The sequence below is a fragment of the Variimorphobacter saccharofermentans genome (assembly GCF_014174405.1).
In the GTDB taxonomy this organism is placed as follows: domain Bacteria; phylum Bacillota; class Clostridia; order Lachnospirales; family Lachnospiraceae; genus Mobilitalea; species Mobilitalea saccharofermentans.
On the sequence record NZ_JACEGA010000001.1, the window covers coordinates 977,514 to 997,454 of the forward strand.

Sequence of the window (19,941 nt, forward strand, 5' to 3'; positions counted from 1 at the left end):
CTGGGGTGATTATTTGAGGGAGAAGATTGAGCGCTTTTCAAAGGGGAAATATGATTTCGAACAGCCACAATTACAGCTATCGACAGAAGAGATCAGTATTACTGTCGAGACTGGTAAAGTATATGAGGGCAGCTTCACGATTGGAAACACAGCCGGGAGAGTGATGAAGGGAGTTGTTTACTCCTCAAGTCGTTTGCTGGTTTTACAGGAGGCTTCTTTTGGTGGAGCAGAAAACCTAATACATTACCGCTTTAATGCTGTTTATTTAAAAGCTGGAGAGACGCATAAGGGAGAGCTTCATGTGGTTAGTGACTGTGGAGAATCAACTATTCCGTTTATAATACAGACAGAAGTACCCTATTGCATGACCTCCTTAGGTAAGACAAAGGATCTATTCCAGTTTACCAATCTGGCAAGAATGGACTGGTCGGAGGCGAAAAAGGTTTTCCGCTCGGAAGATTTTGAACGCATCTTTTTAAGCAATGAGGACCGGTACCGTTTTATATATCAAAAATTAATCAAAAATATCTCGACCAGTCAAGCACTGGAAGAGTTTCTGATAACCATCCATAAAAAATCACCAATTCGCCTTAATATCGATAAAACATATGCGGAGTATCAGGTAAAGAATGAAAGCTTCCTGGACAAACTGACCTTAACAAAGGATCACTGGGGTTACTCTGAAATCAGAGTCCATACGGATGCGCCCTTTATAGAACTAGAGCAGAAGTTCCTGTGGGCGGACCGCTTTATCGGGAACACCTATCAGATGTTTTATCGGATAAATGCAGAGAAATTAAAGCCGGGAAATCATTTTGGACATATCTGGATTACTACTGCCTATCAGACAATTCAAGTTTCGATTCAATGTAAATGCAGTCATGAAGATGGTGCAGAGAATCGTCCATATGATGTCAAATACTCAGAGTATGCTTTAATCGAGAATTATTTACATTTTCGGTTAAATCGTATTGATCTGGTAAAGTATTTAGAGAATACGGAAGATATCATGAATGAGATACCGAGCGGACAGAATGAATTTATGAAATTTCTGCTGAAACTCCATATGGCGATTCTATCCGGTAAGCGAAAGCAGGCGGAGAATCTGTTATCCTCCCTGCCAGAGGATGAAACCATAAGAAAGGAACAATCCATACCAGAGTATTGTGCTTATCTATATCTGATTGCTCTATATCGTAAGGAGGAAGCTGTAACCGATCATGCAGCGCAGACTATCCGTAAATATTATGAGAACGGTTATAATGATTGGAGCATTCTATGGTTTTTATTATATACAGATAAGCGATATGAGAAAAACAAGGAACAGAAGCTGTTAGACATTAAAGAGCAATTTGAATTAGGCTGTCACAGTCCGATTCTGTATTTTGAAGCAGTGCAGATCTATAATGAGGAGCCATTTTTACTTCTGGAATTAACACAATTCGAGATACAGACAATTAATTTCGGTATAAGAAATTACATGATATCTCAGGAGACTGCGCTACAATATGCCTATCTGACCAATAAGAGAAAGACCATGCACCCGCTCCTATATCGTGGATTGACGAGACTATACGACGAGTACGATACGAAGGAGATATTATCCGCAATTTGCTGTATGCTGATCAAGGGTTTTAAGCGTTCTGAGAAGTATTTTCATTGGTACCGTCTTGCAGTAGAGGCCCAGCTTCGCATCACAGAATTATATGAATACTATATGTATACGGTAAGCGATACGATGCAGGAAATGCTGCCTCAACCGATTTTACTGTATTTTATTTATAATAGTTCACTAAATGACAGTAAAAAGGCGTTTCTGTATGCCAATGTGGTAAAGTATAAGGACAAAATAGATAACATCTATCATTCTTATTATAAACAAATGGAGCTGTTCAGTTTTCGGATGCTGGAGGCACATGAAATAAACCGTAACTTAGCAGTTTTATATCAGGAGTTTGTGCTAGGACGACCGCTTACTTCTGAATTGGCAAAGCATTTACCCTATGTGATATACCGATATGATCTGGAATGCAGTAATCCCAATATAGTCAGCGTTACCGTAGCCCATAGGGAGCTTAATATTCAGGATACGGTACCGATTATACAAGGAAAAGCACAAATTGATCTGTATACAAAGAGTGCAGAGCTCTTCTTCCAGGATAGCCATGGAAATCGATATGTGGAATCAATTCCACATACTACAACGGCGCTGATAAATACAGAGGAGATTGAAGGGAATCTTCTTCCTTATAGCAATCATCCGAAGCTATTACTTCATTTGTTTGATCGATATCAAGACTATCGGATTGTTAACAAGAATGCTATACTGCTCCGCAAGAAGGTTCTGGAGATGGAGGGCCTGGCAGAAGAGTACTATACGGAATGCTTGCAAGCATTGATTGAGTATTATTATGAGAATTATGATGATGAGCTACTGGAATATTATTTAAGAAAGCTTGATTTGAGAAAAGTCCGACCATCAGAGCGTAATCAGTTTTTGGAGATGATGGTAATTCGTTCCTGCTATGACAAAGTGCTCGAGGCCTTTGACGAATTTGGTTACGAAGGCATCTCGATTAACAGATTATTAAAGCTTTGTTCCGGATGGATAATCTCACCAGCAGACCAAATGCAGCAGGAACTCATCCTTTCCTTAGGCTATTATATCTTTTCTCAAGGAAAATATGACATCGCCATACTTCAATATCTAATACAGCACTATCAGGGAGCATTAAAGGATATGATTCACCTGTGGCAGGCGGGTAGATCCTTTGAGCTACCGACTCATAGCCTGGATGAGCGACTGATTACACAGATGCTGTTTACAGAATCAGAACTGGAATATAGCTATAGTGTATTTCTTTCTTACTACAAAGGAATATCTAATCATACTCTGGTTAGGGCATTTCTTTCGTATTTTGCATTTTGCTATCTGGTACATGACCGGGCGATTGCTGTAGAGCTGTTTCCGATTATGCGTAGGGAGCTGAATTACGAAGAGAATGATATTTGTCTGGCAGCTTGGCTAAAATATCAGAGCTCAAATCAAAATCTTACTGAGAACGAACGGATTTATGTGGAATTCAGTATACAACGATTGGTTCGTAAGGGGATTAAGCTTTGGTTCTTCCAAAACTATAGCAGTATAGTTACCCTGCCGGAACAGATTCGAAACAGATATTTCATTCTATATAGAGGTAATCCAAAGTATAAGGTATATCTTCATTATCGAATCGTCAGTGATAAGGAACAGGATTATATTACAGAGAGATTACCTAACACGTTTCTTGGAATTCACAGCAAGGAAATAATTCTGTATCATAATGAGGTGTTAGAGTATTACATTACCCAGGAGACTGCTGAGGGTGAAATTGAAACACAACACACAGAAATCCGGTTTTATTTCGATGATAAGGAGAAGGAGATTTCTCATTATGCTCATATTAACCGTATCCTGAAAGCAATTGAAGCTCAGGATGATGTAGGTCTTATGGAGCTTATGATAGATTATGTACAACAGGAGCATATAATTTCGGCTTGTTTTGAGCCCATCCTATTATAAGTGGCATTTACCATAACGATATGAGCATGCGATAAGTGAGGTGGTGAAGGTATGAATACCCAGAAAAAGGTTATTGTTGGTTATGATTTATGTGATGATTATTCTCAGGTTTGCTGTTATAGCTATAAATTAAATGAACCAGTTCTGATCGGGCCCAGGGAATATGAAAAAGAGGAGGAATATCGGATTCCTACTGTTTTATGCATGAAAAATGAGACGAAGCAATGGCTATATGGGGAGGAGGCCATTCATTGCGCAAAAATGCAAGAGGGCTATCTGGTGGAGCATATACTTGATAAAGCTTATAACCGGGATGAAATCGAGATTCAACAGCAAAAAATAAGCGGTATTACACTGTTGGAAAAGTTCTTTAGAAAATCATTAACACTGGTGAAAACCCATTTTCCAACAGATCCGATTACAAAGCTGGTAGTTTCGATAAAGAATACAGATCCGAATCATGTTAACATAATCTACGAAGCGCTAAGCTCTCTTGGTCTGGAGAAGGACAGGGTGGTAATTCTTAATCATGCTGGAGCATTTCTTTATTATGCGTTAAGTCAGGATAGCGCTTTATGGAGAAATGATGTGGGACTTTTTGATTATTCAAGGGAAGGCTTATACTATTATCAGGCAAGCATCAATCGAAGAGTTAAGCCAATGGTAGTTGATTTGAAGAAAACAAATTACAGTACCCACCTAAATTATGAAATGAGAAATCAGAAAAAGGAGAATTTGGCTTACATATTTGAGAATACAGCGAACACCGCTTTATATAAACAGATTGTGTCAACCCTTTATATAACCGGTGAGGGCTTTGAAGGAGACTGGGCAGAAGCAGCTATAAAGAATCTCTGCGTTGGACGAAGAGTATTCTATGGACAGAATTTATATTCCAAGGGTGCCTGCTATGCAGCTAAGGAGTTATCTGGTGATCAGGTCTTAGGAGAAATGGTTCTTTTGAATGAGGATATGATCAAAAACTCTGTACTGCTCAGGGTATATAAGGATGCTAAATTTGCAGAAGTGCCTCTGGCAGAGGCCGGTGAGGTCTGGTATGATATCAATAGGTGCTTGGAAGTCATACCGGAGGGAAATGCAGAACTCGAGATTATCTTAAAGAATATCGTAACGAAAGAATCAGTGAGGGAAAGAGTTCTGCTTCAGCAATTACCGCAACGCCCGGACCGGATGACCAGGCTTTCCATACATTTACAATGCCCGGATAAATCAACAGGAATCATTACGGTAACTGATTTGGGATTTGGGGAGCTTTATCAGGGAACCGGACGTATATTGGAATTTGCAGTAGGAGTATAATAGGGCATTGGAATACATTTCGATAAGAACAGCGGGGAGATAAATCATGGGAAAGCTGATACTTTGCAGTGGGGAACGAACTAATAAGCCATATCTGTTTACTTCATCTGGAATACGGGTTTATTCAATGGAGGAATTGTGTTATTATATATACCATCATGTATATTATGTTGATGAAGAGATGATATCCGATACGCTAATTGATTGGATCGATACAGAGCTGAAGCTTACTGAAAGAGCTGCAAAACTAAAACAGCTGAAGCAAATGAATGCAGATTTAAAGACGCTGGTAACTGTGATTATGTGTAGCGCGGATTATTATACAGAGTATGAGATAAAAAGCCTGTTAAAGCTGTTGGACGAGATAACCGATATGCCTTTCATTAAGCGGAAGTGTCTGAAAGCAGGATTCAGTCTGAAAAGTGGAAACTATCATGAGGCAGCTGCGGAATATGAGCGCATCTTAAATTCCCAGGAGGCGGCATTATTATCTCCGGAGGAATATGGGGATCTTTATCATAATCTTGGTGTGGCGAAGGCCCATACTACAGGGCTTTTGGAAGCGGCGGAGCTGTTTTGTCAGGCTTATGAACGCAATCACAGGGAGGAATCCCTGAAGCAATATTTATATGCTCTTCTGCTCAGTGGGAGACAGGAGCTATTCCAGGAAAAGCGTAGGGAATATTTCATTAGCGCGGAGCTTGAACAGGAGTTAGTGGACCGACTTGATCAATGGAAGGATGAGGCAAATAGCACTGCTCTATTGCAGGAATTAATTCAAATGAAGGAAGAAAGAGAGCAGGGAAGTCAAAATCTTTATCAAAGAGCAAAGGAGCTGGCGGCTTCCTGGAAAGAGCGAGTACGTCAGAAATAGAATCAATGATAAGTGATTTGCTTATATAGAATAATAAATCTTACAAAAGTAAAGTATGCTGCGTAACAGATAGGAGAGGGATGAAATGGGAATCTTTAAGTTATTCTCCAAAAAAGAGAAAAAGTATATAGAAGAAGAACAGGTAATATCAGGTACTTCTGGCAATACCACTGTAGAGGTGAAAAAAGAAGGAAAGCGTGCTGTGAAGCTTACTTCGAAAGTGGAACAGATAGGTTATATCAAGGATAACTGCGAAATCATTTTGGAAAGTAACCGACAGATTGAGGAAGCGAAAGCAGAATATCAGGCAGTAACCTCGTATCTTACCGACATGCAAAAGATTGATTTGATTCCTCAGGAGGAGAGAGAGAATTTAGAGGATGCAGCAAGGAAAATAATCAATTTGACCAAGGAGAGAAACAAGCTTCAGAATAGAAATAATATTCTCACAGATTCTCAATACCGTCTGTATGAACGTTATGAGCTACAGATACCAAGAGAATTGCCTACCATAAAAGAGAACGAAGAATATCAGAATATGATAAAGCAGGACATGGAGCACCTGGAGAAGGAAAGAAAAAGAATCGAACAGGAGCAAAAGGATATCATTAAGAAGCAGGCATATTTGAAGGGAATTGGTATCACTACTGCGATTATTGTATTAATATTATTTGGAGTGTTTTCCGTACTTGGCCAGTATACCGAGGCAAATCTTACAATACCCTTTTTACTTACTGTACTTATGGGTATGGTATTGGCATTTTATATTTTTATGGAGGCAAGAAATAACACCTCAGCGAATGCAATGATTCAAGTGAAACGTAATCGCCAGATTATGCTTATGAATAAGGTTAAAATAAAAGCAGTTAATAACCGCAATTATTTGGATTATACGTACAGCAAATATATGGTCGACAGCTACGAGCAATTGAAGGCAAATTGGGAGGAGTATGTCAAAGCAAAGGATGAGGCAAGGCGCTATCAAAGCAATACACAGCTTTTAGAATTCTATAATAATGAGTTAATCAGTGAATTAAAGAAGTATGAATTAGCAGATGCGGAGATCTGGATTTACCAGCCCTCAGCAATCCTGGATAGTAAGGAGATGGTGGAAGTACGCCACCGTCTGAATGTACGTCGACAGAAGCTTCGGGAACGGATTGAGACCAATACCAACCAAAAGGAGGAGGCATATTCCTCTATTAAATCGACAATGAAAACGTATCCGGAATGTGTGGATGAAGCGGAAAAGCTGTTACGAAGATATCGTCTGGAGCTGGAGGAGTAACAATAAGCATAAAGCAACTGTCCTGAAATCCTTCTCAAGGGTGTCATAAATGATGATCTTGAGAGATTCTCAGGACAGTTTTTCATACATTTCGGATATTTTATAGTATGGACAGATTTTAAATCATATATGTTTAAGACAGCTCCGATTATTTAAGTGCAATATAAATATGAACAAGGGCATTTTCGATATCATTGTTGAGATATTCTTCAAAATCGCAGGTAAATGCCCGATCCAAATCCATTGTCCATAATTCCTGCCAGAAAGCAGCAATTGCCTGTTGCATATGTCCTTGAACAGTAAACTTTGCATATCGCCCCTTTGGTATATGCTTCACAATTACATCATTTTGCAGTGTTCCGACAGAGCTTACCTCACAACCAACTGTAACCTGATAGGAGCCTTTCTCTTTATTCTCGTAATCGGAATAAATTCCCAAAGTTGTTGGACCGACCTTGTTCTCAATCGAAGAAAAAATCCCATTTTGAAAGAAATCCTGCCATAGCTTACCAATAATATAGGGCATGTTTTCATCGGAGTTACTGGTCTGTGCAGTAAGTCCAATCACGGTTTTTTCATTTAGATCCACTAATTCATAATTCATCATGATTTATTTTCTCCTTTTCTTTTAAGGGAATGTTAGTGCATTCCCCTTAGTTTTAATGTAAGTATAACAAAGATAATATGACAACAGAATGTCATATTATAATATATAAAACTAAGAAGTTGCTTTCTCCCCAACTTCCTAACTAATAAACATTACAGAATGTATGTCCGCTGTCGAATGAGAACATATTATGTCGAAATTGCATAAAATGATATGAGAACAGAAAGCTGATATCAGTGACTGAGAATTAAGGTGATGATTATGAAAAGAAAAAAGAGGGGTAAGTTTCTGAAAATGGTTTTAATCGGGATGTTTGTATACCTCATTCTTTTTACCTGTGTATGCCTTTATATCACCTATAAGACGGGTGTGGAACCCAATACCTTAATTACCTGTGTATTTACCTTTTGCGGAGTGGAAGGTGGATTGTCCGCATGGATAAGGAACACAAAGGAGAAGAAAAAGGATATGAGAGATAAGAAAATGGAAGAGGACGAATACTGATATGAGTTTGTATTGGCTTATATCATGATATCAATTGCTTTCTTTATAATAGATGGAAAGGAGTGAAAACTCATGGCCGCTAAAACTACGAAAAGCAATAAACAGAAGATAAATTCTGATAAAGCAAAAAAATCTGATACTGACTCCTCCGCAATCAGAAACGAGATTGTGGAATATGCCTTAAAATTCGAAGGAAATCCCTATGTCTGGGGTGGTACCAGTTTAACAAAGGGGGCTGATTGCTCCGGTTTTACACAGTCGGTATTTCGGGACAAAGGTATTATGATACCTAGAAACTCCAGGGCTCAGGCAACTGGAGGGAAAAGGGTATCAATAAAGGATATAAAACCTGCTGATCTGATTTTCTATGGAAGAGGAGGAACTATTAATCATGTAGCTATTTATATTGGTAATAATAAGGTAATATCAGCCAGCAATGCAAAAACCGGAATTCGAGTCACCAAATACGATTACAGAAAACCACTCAAGGCCGTAAGTTATATTGATTAATGGGTATTTCAAAAAATTACTTGACAGGATACAAAACATTTCTTAATATAGAACTAATATTTCTATTAGAATTAAGATAGAATAATTAATACTGAAATTTTTCGTATTCGTTTTACAACTTCATTTTGTGAAATGTATTGATGGAGAGGATTAGATAAGCAGCGCAAATCAGAGAGAGACACTCGGAGGCTGAAAGGTGTTTCAAAGCGAACTTATTGAAGGTAGCTCCGGAGCAGTATTTCCGAAACCAGATGGTGCGTAAGAAATACCGGGAAGTCCCGTTACAGACCAAGAGATAGTAAAACCATATTTATGGATTTGCTATGAATAAAGGTGGTACCACGGCTCTTCGTCCTTTAAAGACGAAGAGCTTTTTATCGTATCGGATTAGAGCATTAAAAGTCTAAATAGAGATAACTTAACAGGAAAGGAAGATCAGTATGGAAAAAGAACTCGCAAAAACCTATGATCCCAGGAACATTGAAGAAAAGCAATATCAAAAATGGGTGGATAAGAAATATTTTCATGCAGAAGTGGATAGAAGTAAGAAACCTTTTACAATCGTGATCCCCCCGCCGAATATTACCGGTCAGTTGCACATGGGGCATGCATTGGATAATACCATGCAGGATATTTTAATTCGCTTTAAAAGAATGCAGGGCTATAATGCGCTTTGGCAACCGGGAACCGACCACGCCAGTATAGCTACTGAGGTTAAGATTATTGAGCAGTTAAAAAAGGAAGGAATCGAAAAAGAGGACCTTGGTAGAGAGGGCTTCTTAGAAAGAGCCTGGAAGTGGAAGGACGAGTACGGCGGTAGAATTATATCACAGCTTAAGAAGCTGGGCTCCTCCTGTGACTGGGACAGAGAGCGCTTTACCATGGATGAGGGGTGCTCCGAAGCTGTAAATGAGGTATTTATCAAGCTATACAAGAAAGGCTATATTTATAAAGGATCCAGAATTATTAACTGGTGCCCAATTTGTCAGACCTCCATCTCAGATGCAGAGGTTGAACATGAAGAACAGGCAGGACATTTCTGGCATATCAAATATCCGATTGCAGGAGAAGAAGGATTTGTGGAGATCGCTACCACAAGACCGGAAACCATGCTGGGTGATACGGCAGTAGCTGTTCATCCTGACGATGAGAGATATCAGCATTTGATCGGGAAAAAGGTAATTCTGCCTATTGTTAACAAAGAAATCCCGATAGTAGCGGATTCCTATGTAGACAAAGAATTTGGTACGGGAGTTGTTAAAATCACTCCCGCCCATGACCCGAATGACTTTGAGGTAGGAAAGAGACATAATCTGCCGGAGATCAATATCATGAATGATGATGCTACCATCAATGAATTCGGTGGCAAATATGCCGGAATGGATCGTTATGAAGCTCGTAAGCTAATCGTAAAGGAACTTCAGGAGCTTGGTCTTCTGGTTAAGATAGAAGATCATGTTCATAATGTTGGTATCCATGACCGTTGTAAGACCACTGTTGAACCGCTTATTAAGCAGCAATGGTTTGTACGCATGGATGAACTGATTAAACCCGCCATTGAAGCCGTAAAATCAGGAGAGATCCAATTTGTACCGGAGCGTTTTGATAAAATATATTTTAACTGGGCAGAGAATATCAGAGACTGGTGTATCTCCAGACAGTTATGGTGGGGACATCGAATTCCTGCATATTATTGTGACAAATGTGGTGAAGTAGTTGTAACAAAATCAGCACCGGAAGCCTGCACGAAATGTGGGCATACCCATCTTCATCAGGATGAGGATACTCTGGATACATGGTTTAGCTCGGCTCTATGGCCGTTCTCAACCTTAGGATGGCCGGAGAAGACGGAGGATCTGGATTACTTCTATCCGACTGATGTGCTGGTAACTGGCTATGATATTATATTCTTCTGGGTACTACGTATGGTATTCTCAGGATATGAACACATGGGACAGAAGCCCTTCAGTAAGGTGTTGATCCATGGTCTGGTACGTGATTCCCAGGGCCGTAAGATGAGTAAATCCCTAGGTAACGGTATTGATCCATTGGAGGTTATTGATAAATACGGTGCAGATGCACTTCGCTTCAGTCTGATTACCGGTAATGCGCCGGGAAATGATATGCGTTTTTACTGGGAACGAGTAGAAGCCAGCAGAAACTTTGCCAATAAGGTATGGAATGCTTCTCGCTTTATCATGATGAACCTAGAAAAGGCAACTATTGGTAAGACCATAGATGAGAAGCTTTTAACCATTGCTGATAAGTGGATTCTTTCTAAGGCAAATACCTTGGTGAAGGAAGCTACGGAGAATATGGAGAGCTTTGAGCTGGGTATCGCAGTTCAGAAAATATATGATTTTATATGGGAAGAATTCTGTGATTGGTATATCGAAATGGTGAAGCCAAGATTATACAGTGAGACCGATGAGACAAAGGCAGCAGCATTATGGACTTTGAAGCATGTATTGGTTACTTCCTTACAGCTATTACATCCGTATATGCCGTTTGTAACTGAGGAAATCTACTGTACCCTACAGGAATTGTCGGGTGATCTGGGTGCGGAATCTATAATGATTTCAAAATGGCCGGAGTTTAATGACAGCTATTCTTATACAGAGGAAGCAGAGGCAGTGGAATTAATTAAGGAGGCTGTTAAGGGAATTCGTAATGTAAGAAATGAGATGAATGTTCCGCCGAGCAGAAAGGCAACTGTTATTGTTGTATCGGAAAATGCTTCGATAAGAAACATCTTTACAGATAGTAAGGTATTCTTTGCAACACTTGGTTATGCCAGTGAGGTATTCGTTCAAGCGGACAAAACTGGAATATCAGAAGACGCAGTATCTACTGTGATTCCGGGTGCGGTTATTTACATTCCATTTGCCGATTTGGTAGATATCGAGAAGGAGATAGAAAGACTTCAGAAGGAAAAGATTCGTCTGGAAGGAGAGCTAAAAAGAGTTAACGGAATGCTGGCGAATCCGAACTTTATTAATAAAGCGCCGGAAAGTAAGCTTGCAGAGGAACGTGCTAAGCTGGAAAAATATACGGATATGATGAAGCAGGTTACAGAACGATTGGAACACTTGAGTAAATAGATACCATTGGATTAGGAAAGGCTTAAGGTATAAGCTTATTCCTAGAAGATATGCGATTAGCGCAAGCTATTAGAGGGAGGTTATTATGCTTCAAGACGAATATATCGGTTTTACGATTGAAAAACAAAAGCATATTGCACTCATTGCACATGACAGTAAGAAAGACGAAATCGTGGAATGGGTAGAGGCAAATAAGGACATATTAAAGAATCATTTTCTCTGTGGGACCGGTACAACTGCCCGCATGATAGCGGATAAAACAGAACTTCCGGTAAGAGCATATAATAGTGGACCACTTGGAGGCGATCAACAGATCGGTTCCAGAATCGTTGAAGGAAATATTGATTTCGTAATATTTTTCTGGGATCCGCTAGAGTCACAGCCACATGATCCGGATGTAAAAGCATTACTTCGAATCGCTGCTGTATATGATGTTCCTATTGCGAACAACCGCGCAACAGCAGACTTCCTAATTACATCAAAGTATATGAATGAGGAATATGAGAGAAGAGTTGTTAATTATAATAAGGTCATTCAGAGAAGATTAGTCGAATTCAAGAAAGAAGACCAGTAAAACTGACCATGTCTTACTAAGCTTGTTAAACTAACTTCGAGGGGCGAATGCATAATATATCAACAGGGATATAACTTAGCATAATGCACTGTCGGAAGAACTTATTGTTGTATTTTGCATGTCTCAGCCGAATATTTATATTTGCCTGAGACATACAAAATCAACAATCTGTACTTCTGTCTGTGTGTGAGGTAAGTCATATCCCTGTAAATATATAATGTATTCGCCCTTTGCATTGGTGGAACCTATATCGTTTGCATGGTTTCCTTACTGAGACTATCGATAAAGAACTTTGCTGCATCGGAGAGAGGAATATCATTATTATATGCAGTAACAAGCTTTCGCACAGGAATTTCCTGATCAGTCTGAATTACAGCCAAATCCTCCAACTCCTTAACGCAATAATCCGGGATGAATGCTATACCAAGTCCAATCTTTGCCAAATCAATCAGTAAATCATTACTGCTTAATTCGATTGCCGGAACCAGATCTAAGGAGTGTTCCAGGAAAAGATTGTGAAGAAAAATACTGGTAGTAGAACGTTTATCAAGCATTAATATGGGATATTCCTGTAACTCCTGAAGAGTGATGGGACGGTTTGTCAAGGGGAACGCTTCCTGATTTGCTATAAAGATATCCCGGAATTCTTTTACAGGGATGATCTGCATTGTATTATTTATGGCGGGATTTGGGGAGTTCGTAACGATTACGTCTACCTCATTCCGTTCCAGAAGCTTTGCGCACTGGAGAGAGGTACCGTTGGTGACCTTAATATGGATATTTGGATATTGCTTATGAAAGTTATTTAAGAAGGGAACGAGATAATAGCGACATATGGTATCACTTGCACCAATACGTAACTGGACACCGCTTTTGGGGTCGGCGCACAGCTGGTTCTCCCCACGGCTGATCAGATTAATAGCTGGTTCGATATGCTTAAGAAGTAACTCACCCTCCTTCGTAAGTGCAACCCTTTTGGTACTTCGAATAAATAGAACCTGATTTAGCCGCTTTTCCAATGTCTTGATAGACTGACTGACAGCGGATTGTGAGATGAACAACGCTTCAGCAGCTTCCGAAAAGCTAAGACTTTTCGCAACATGATAAAATACTTTGTACAGCTCATAATTAATATCCATATTATCCTCCCTGACATTAAATAAGTATCCCAGAATCGTTGAGTAGCATATATCTCATAGTATGATTTGATTATTAGTAAACCTAATAAAAGAGACACCATATATTAATATTTATTATAAGACAAGTTACATTATAATGCAAGTAAATGATGGATCTGGTTTTATACAATAGAAAAGATGAGTTATTTCAAAAACATAAAAAAATTACATACTACTATATGAATGTCGTAATTTATTGTAAATTAGCTTTTTATGGTATATAATGTATTCATATTACATGAAATTACGAAAATTAGCTTCAAAGGGGGATGCGTGTGAAAAGTATTAAGACCAAATTATTACTATCTTTTTCGGTATTAATCATTTCTGTTGCGATATTAATATCATTTTTTGCGACTGTAACAGGGAGTGAGATGTTAAGCGAAAGTGCACAGAATACGGTTGATTTGATGGCAGAGGACGGAGCAAAATTAGTTAAGAGCAGAATGGAGACTGTGATTAAGGAGCTTTCTGTCATCTCTCAACAAAATGAGATAAGATCCATGAGTTTGAATAACCAGTTAGTAATTCTGAATGAAGCAAAAGGGAACTCCGTATTTATGGATCTTGCAATTGTTCAGAAGAATGGGACAGCTACCTATACGGATGGATCAGAGAAGGATTTGAGCGATCGCGATTATATCACGAAAGCTCTGGCAGGAGAAGCAAATATCTCGGATGTGATTATTAGTAAGGTTACAGGAGAAGCAGTAATCATGGTTGCCGTACCCATTAAAAACGGAGATGCAGTAGTGGGAGCATTGATAGGTCGACTGAATGGTACTGCGTTGAGCGATGTTACGAATGATACCGGATATGGAGAAAAGGGTTATGCGTATATGCTAAATAATTCTGGACAGGTTATCGCCCATCCGAATTCCGATATGGTTATGAATCAGGTTAATCCTATTGTTGAAGCAGAAACACAGCCATCCTATCAGTCCTTGTCAAAGGCGATTCAGGTAATGCTTGAGAAGAGAAATGGTTTCATTGACTATCAATTTGAAGGAAAGTCCATTTACTCCGGCTATGCAGAGGTCCCCGGTACGGATTGGATTATTGTAGTAACAGCGAATAAGGATGAGGTTCTATCAGATATTCCCGCTCTGCAGGGTAAAATGATTCTTATTTTAGTAATTGGCTTAGTATATAGTTTAATTATTGTATATCTTATTGGAAATACAATAACGAAGCCAATGATAGCGGTAACGAAGCTTTCTAAGAAAATTGCTGACCTGGATGTGAGTGAGAATGTACCGGCAAAATATTTACGCTGGAAGGATGAGAATGGTATTTTGGCCAATGCAATGCAGAGTATCATGGATAATTTAAGAAGTATTATCGGTGAAATCACGGATGCATCCCTACAGGTATCATCTACGGCACAGGAGCTTACTGCAACGGCGGAACAATCTGCTATGTCAGCAGAAGAAGTGTCCAGAACCGTTGAGGAGATTGCAAAAGGAGCTTCTGAACAGGCTAGTAATACAGAAACAGGATCAAATGAAGCGATTAAACTGGGTGAACTCATTGAGCAAAGCCGAAATCATATGCACAATATGAATATGGCGTCCAATAAGGTAACGGAAGTAGTAAATGGTGGACTGAAGGAGATTGACCATTTGACCGGTATATCCGAGGAAAGCGCTTCTGCTACAAAGGAAATCTATGATATTATATTAAAAACCAATGAGAGCACGGAGCAGATCGGTGAAGCAAGTAACGTGATTTCAGCTATTGCGGAGCAGACAAACCTTCTGGCACTGAATGCTTCCATCGAGGCGGCAAGAGCAGGTGAGGCAGGTAAGGGATTTGCTGTTGTAGCGGATGAAATAAAGAAGCTGGCGGGTCAATCTGCCAAATCCACGGAATATATTGATGGAATCATCAGTGAATTAAAGGCTGTTGTTGATCGAGCTGTTGAAGCAATGGAGCGTGTAAATGAGATATCCAAGGAGCAATTCGATAGTGTTATCAGCACGAAGCAAAAATATGAATTAATCATGGATGCCATGGAGGAAACCAATACAGCAGTTACTCAATTAAATGATTCGGAGGAGGAGATGGGAGTATCGAAGAACCAGATCTTGGATATGCTCCAAACCTTATCGGCAATTGCGGAAGAGAATGCAGCAAGTACGGAGGAGGCTTCTTCCGCTATGGTGGAACAAAGCGCTTCCATGGAGGAAATTGCGAAGTCCAGTGAGCGTCTGGCATTGCTGGCAAGCAGCTTACAGGAAATCATTATGAAGTTCAAGGTATCGGAGCTTAATTATAAGGATCAGGTTACAGAATAAATTCAGTCTGTAAATGCAAAATAACGGAATAAATAGAGATAACGAATCGAAGGAGTTCTGGAGATGATAATAAAGGAAATCATCTTCGGGCTCCTTTTCCTTTATTAGTACTCCTAATAAAAAGCTTAACATATATTAATTTTGTTTATAAGAGGCAATATGCTATAATGCAGATAAGTAAAATAAACCTTGAATGATGTAGAATAATTATATTACCTGGGGGGTATACCTGGAAGATAGGTAAATGCAGGGGATGAGTATGGAGCATAATATCCGGTACTCAATGTGAACATTAAAATATGTGTTGCAATGGAGGTAATTATGAATACGGTCAAACGAATTTATGTGGAAAAGAAAGCACCATATGCAGTAAGAGCAAATGAGTTAAGGTCCGAGCTTAGAAGTTATCTAGGGATTAAAGGGTTGGAAGGAGTTCGCCTCCTAATTCGTTATGATATTGAAAATATAAGTGAGGATACCTATACAAAGGCGCTTGGTACGGTGTTTTCAGAGCCACCCTTGGATTTTCTATACGAGGAACGCTTTGACTGCGGAAGCAGTGACCGAATCTTCACCGTGGAATATCTGCCGGGACAATTTGATCAGAGAGCGGATTCAGCGGAGCAGTGTGTAAAACTGTTAAACGAAAAGGAAGAACCGGTAATTCGTTCTGCTACTACCTATGTTCTATCCGGTACTATTACCGATGAAGAATTTGAGAAAATAAAAGGATACTGCATCAATCCGGTGGACTCCCGTGAGGCAGACGAAGCAAAGCCAGAGACCTTGGTGAATGAATATGAAGAGCCGGAGGATGTTATAATTCTCGAAGGTTTTACCAATATGCAGGAAGAGGAGTTCAAATCCTTATATACATCCCTTAATCTGGCTATGACCTTTCAGGATTTTAAGCATATACAGAATTACTTTAAGAAGGAAGAGCAACGTGATCCTTCCATGACAGAAATCCGCGTATTGGATACGTATTGGTCGGATCACTGTAGACATACAACATTTTTAACTGAGCTTACACAGATTCAATTTGAGGAAGGCTATTATACAGAACCCATTAAGGCAGCGTATGCCAGCTATCTGAATGAACGAGATAAGCTTTATAAGGACAGAAATGATAAGTACATTTCACTAATGGATATAGCTCTTCTTGGTATGAAGAAATTAAAGGCAGATGGAAAACTGGAGGATATGGAGGTCTCCGATGAGATTAACGCATGCTCCATTGTAGTGCCGGTAGAAATTGACGGCAAGACAGAAGAATGGCTGGTGTTCTTTAAAAACGAAACACATAACCATCCCACTGAAATTGAACCCTTTGGTGGAGCTGCTACCTGCTTAGGTGGAGCGATCCGTGATCCGTTATCCGGCAGAGGATATGTATATCAGGCTATGAGAGTAACGGGAGCGGCTGATCCGACGGTATCCCTGAAGGATACTTTGAAAGGAAAGCTTGCACAGAGAAAGATCTGTACTGGTGCAGCAGCGGGCTATAGCTCCTATGGTAATCAGATTGGTCTTTCTACAGGTTTGGTTGATGAGGTATATCATCCGAATTATGTGGCAAAAAGACTGGAAATTGGTGCAGTTATGGGTGCCGCACCTAGAAAGAATGTAATTCGTGAGAACTCCGATCCGGGAGATATTATTATACTGATGGGTGGAAGAACCGGACGTGATGGTTGCGGTGGAGCAACCGGATCCTCTAAGAGCCATACCACCGAATCTATCAATACCTGCGGTGCTGAAGTTCAGAAGGGTAATCCGCCTACAGAGCGAAAACTGCAACGTCTATTCCGTAGAGAAGAGGTTAGTAAGCTAATTAAAAAATGTAACGATTTCGGAGCAGGTGGTGTGTCGGTAGCCATTGGTGAACTGGCAGCAGGACTTCGAATTGATTTGGACCGTGTTCCCAAAAAATATGCAGGACTTGACGGTACAGAGTTGGCAATTTCAGAATCCCAGGAAAGAATGGCAATTGTTGTTGATCCAAAGGACGTAGACATGATGCTTTCCTTTGCAGAAGAGGAAAACCTGGAAGCTGTCGTAGTAGCAGAGGTTACTGAATCCCCAAGACTTGTGATGAGCTGGAGAGGAAAAGAGATTGTGAATATCTCCAGAGCCTTCCTGGATACCAATGGTGCTCATCAAGAAGCAACTGCATATGTTACGATGCCTGATAGAAACAAGAACTATCTGAAGTCAGGAACTCTGAATGTAGGAGTTGATTTGAAGGATAGATGGCTGAAGTCATTATCCGCTTTAAATGTCTGCTCGAAAAAAGGGTTGGTTGAGATGTTTGACAGTTCCATCGGAGCAGCAACGGTAACCATGCCTTACGGAGGAAAATATCAGTTATCTCCGATTCAGACAATGACAGCTAAACTGCCTGTATTACGTGGCCAATGTGATACCGTAACAATGATGAGTTATGGCTTTGATCCATATTTATCAAGCTGGTCACCCTTCCATGGATCCATATATGCGGTAATTGCTTCCGTTGCAAAGATTGTGGCAGCAGGTGGTGATTATTCGAAGATACGTTTCACCTTCCAGGAATTCTTCCGAAGACTTGGAAATGATCCGAAGCGTTGGGGTGAACCGCTGGTCGCTTTACTTGGAGCTTACGATGCTCAGATAAAATTGGGATTACCCTCCATTGGCGGAAAGGACAGTATGTCCGGAAGCTTTAATGATATTGATGTTCCGCCGACTCTGGTATCCTTTGCAGTGGATATTGCAAAGACTCAGGATGTGATTACAACAGAGCTTAAGAAACCAGGTAATGTACTTGTTAAGTTTACTATGAAAACAGATGCTTATGATCTGCCGGATTATGAGCAGGCTAAGAATATCTATAGAAAAATCAATTCACTAATGAGAAAAGGCAAGATAGTAACAGCATTTGCATTAGGCTTTGGTGGTATTGCGGAAGCGGTCAGCAAAATGGCATTTGGTAACAAATTAGGGGTTACTCTGACCGAGCAATTAGGAGAGGCGGATTTATTCTTACCGGGATATGGTTCCATCCTAGTTGAAATGTCTGCTGAAGATGCTGATAATCTAAAGGAGTATGGTTTTGATCCGGAAGAATACAGCCGAATTGGTGTTGTAACTGATGAAGATGCTTTCGTCATAAATAATGTAAGAATTCCTATGAAGGAAGCACTGGATGCATGGATGGGAACCTTAGAGAAGGTATACCCGACTCGTTCACAGGTAGAAGAAGCAACCCTTGAAACAAAGTTGTATGACGCTAAGAAAATATACGTTGCGAAAAATAAAGTGGCAAAACCTCGTGTATTCATACCGGTGTTCCCCGGAACCAATTGTGAATACGATACCCTGAAGGCATTTGAAAATGCCGGAGCAGAAGTAGATACCATTGTATTTAAGAATTTAACGGCGGATAACATTCGAGAATCAGTAGCAGCCTTTACAGAAGGAATTAGAAATGCACAGATTCTGATGTTCCCAGGAGGCTTTTCAGCCGGAGATGAACCGGATGGTTCTGGTAAATTCATTGCTACTGCATTTCGTAATGAAAGTATCAAGGATGCGGTAAATGATTTACTTCAGAAAAGGGATGGACTTGCTCTTGGTATCTGTAATGGCTTTCAGGCTCTGATAAAGCTGGGATTGGTACCTTATGGAGAAATCACTCCGCAGAAGGAAGATTCTCCGACTCTTGCTACCAATAGTATTGGCCGCCATGTATCAAAATCAGTATATACAAAAGTTGTTACAAATAAATCGCCATGGCTTATGAAGGCTGAACTGGGAGGAATTTATTCCATTCCTGCATCACATGGTGAGGGACGTTTTGCAGCTAGTGAGGAATGGATAAAGAAATTATTCGACAACGGACAGGTTGCTACTCAATATGTGGATATTGACGGCAATCCTACCATGGACGAAGATTTCAATCCGAATGGTTCCTATTATGCAATTGAGGGTATCGCAAGCCCGGATGGAAGAGTACTTGGTAAGATGACACATTCCGAGCGACGTGGAGACTCCGTTGCAATTAACATCACCGGTAATCAGAATCAATATATATTTGAATCCGGTGTGGAATATTTTAAATAAGCATATCACTATTCATTGGGGGATA

12 protein-coding genes and 1 other annotated feature are annotated in these 19,941 nt (G+C 39.9%); of the genes, 10 read left to right on the forward strand and 2 right to left on the reverse strand.

Annotated features, from left to right (window positions below):
* Positions 1-13: 13 nt before the first annotated feature.
* The 4 genes from H0486_RS04360 (at position 14) to H0486_RS04375 (ending at position 7,044) form a co-directional block, all read left to right on the forward strand.
* The gene (locus H0486_RS04360; RefSeq protein WP_228351827.1) at positions 14-3,562 is read left to right on the forward strand and encodes a DUF5717 family protein; all 3,549 of its coding nucleotides are present in this window, start codon (positions 14-16) and stop codon (positions 3,560-3,562) included.
* 51 nt (positions 3,563-3,613) lie between these two features.
* Positions 3,614-4,882 (forward strand): DUF5716 family protein, encoded by a 1,269-nt coding sequence (locus H0486_RS04365; RefSeq protein WP_228351828.1) that lies wholly within the window; start codon positions 3,614-3,616, stop codon positions 4,880-4,882.
* Positions 4,883-4,928: 46 nt separating this feature from the next.
* The gene (locus H0486_RS04370) at positions 4,929-5,756 is read left to right on the forward strand and encodes a hypothetical protein (protein ID WP_228351829.1); all 828 of its coding nucleotides are present in this window, start codon (positions 4,929-4,931) and stop codon (positions 5,754-5,756) included.
* A gap of 85 nt (positions 5,757-5,841) precedes the next feature.
* Entirely contained in the window at positions 5,842-7,044 is a 1,203-nt protein-coding gene (locus H0486_RS04375; RefSeq protein WP_228351830.1) for an AAA family ATPase, read from the forward strand.
* Between the two features lie 148 nt (positions 7,045-7,192).
* On the opposite strand, the gene H0486_RS04380 is transcribed toward H0486_RS04375, so the two are convergent.
* Positions 7,193-7,651: a GyrI-like domain-containing protein gene (locus H0486_RS04380; RefSeq protein WP_323163531.1), complete on the reverse strand. Its 459-nt coding sequence runs from the start codon at positions 7,649-7,651 to the stop codon at positions 7,193-7,195.
* A gap of 261 nt (positions 7,652-7,912) precedes the next feature.
* Here H0486_RS04380 and H0486_RS04385 point away from each other — a divergent pair, with 261 nt between their 5' ends.
* The 4 genes from H0486_RS04385 to H0486_RS04400 all read left to right on the forward strand — a co-directional run bounded on the left by H0486_RS04385 (position 7,913) and on the right by H0486_RS04400 (position 12,340).
* Positions 7,913-8,155 carry a hypothetical protein gene (locus H0486_RS04385; protein WP_228351831.1) on the forward strand — a complete coding sequence of 81 codons (243 nt, stop codon included), beginning with the start codon at positions 7,913-7,915 and terminating at the stop codon, positions 8,153-8,155.
* A gap of 72 nt (positions 8,156-8,227) precedes the next feature.
* Positions 8,228-8,665, forward strand: a complete 438-nt coding sequence (locus tag H0486_RS04390) for a C40 family peptidase (RefSeq protein WP_228351832.1) — start codon at positions 8,228-8,230, stop codon at positions 8,663-8,665.
* Positions 8,666-8,793: 128 nt separating this feature from the next.
* Positions 8,794-9,025: a binding site (T-box leader), on the forward strand.
* A gap of 80 nt (positions 9,026-9,105) precedes the next feature.
* Positions 9,106-11,766, forward strand: coding sequence for a valine--tRNA ligase (locus H0486_RS04395; RefSeq protein WP_228351833.1), 2,661 nt, complete (start codon positions 9,106-9,108; stop codon positions 11,764-11,766).
* Positions 11,767-11,851: 85 nt separating this feature from the next.
* On the forward strand, positions 11,852-12,340 hold the full coding sequence (locus tag H0486_RS04400; protein ID WP_228351834.1) for a methylglyoxal synthase: 489 nt from the start codon (positions 11,852-11,854) through the stop codon (positions 12,338-12,340).
* A gap of 245 nt (positions 12,341-12,585) precedes the next feature.
* Here the strand turns inward: H0486_RS04400 and H0486_RS04405 are convergent, their stop codons facing one another.
* The gene (locus H0486_RS04405; RefSeq protein ID WP_228351835.1) at positions 12,586-13,479 is read right to left on the reverse strand and encodes a LysR family transcriptional regulator; all 894 of its coding nucleotides are present in this window, start codon (positions 13,477-13,479) and stop codon (positions 12,586-12,588) included.
* A 314-nt stretch (positions 13,480-13,793) separates the two neighbouring features.
* On the opposite strand from H0486_RS04405, the gene H0486_RS04410 reads away from it, so the two are divergent.
* Together H0486_RS04410 and H0486_RS04415 are read left to right on the forward strand one after the other, a co-directional pair.
* Positions 13,794-15,815 (forward strand): methyl-accepting chemotaxis protein, encoded by a 2,022-nt coding sequence (locus H0486_RS04410; RefSeq protein ID WP_228351836.1) that lies wholly within the window; start codon positions 13,794-13,796, stop codon positions 15,813-15,815.
* Between the two features lie 321 nt (positions 15,816-16,136).
* On the forward strand, positions 16,137-19,916 hold the full coding sequence (locus H0486_RS04415) for a phosphoribosylformylglycinamidine synthase (protein WP_228351837.1): 3,780 nt from the start codon (positions 16,137-16,139) through the stop codon (positions 19,914-19,916).
* The last annotated feature ends 25 nt before the right edge of the window (positions 19,917-19,941 follow it).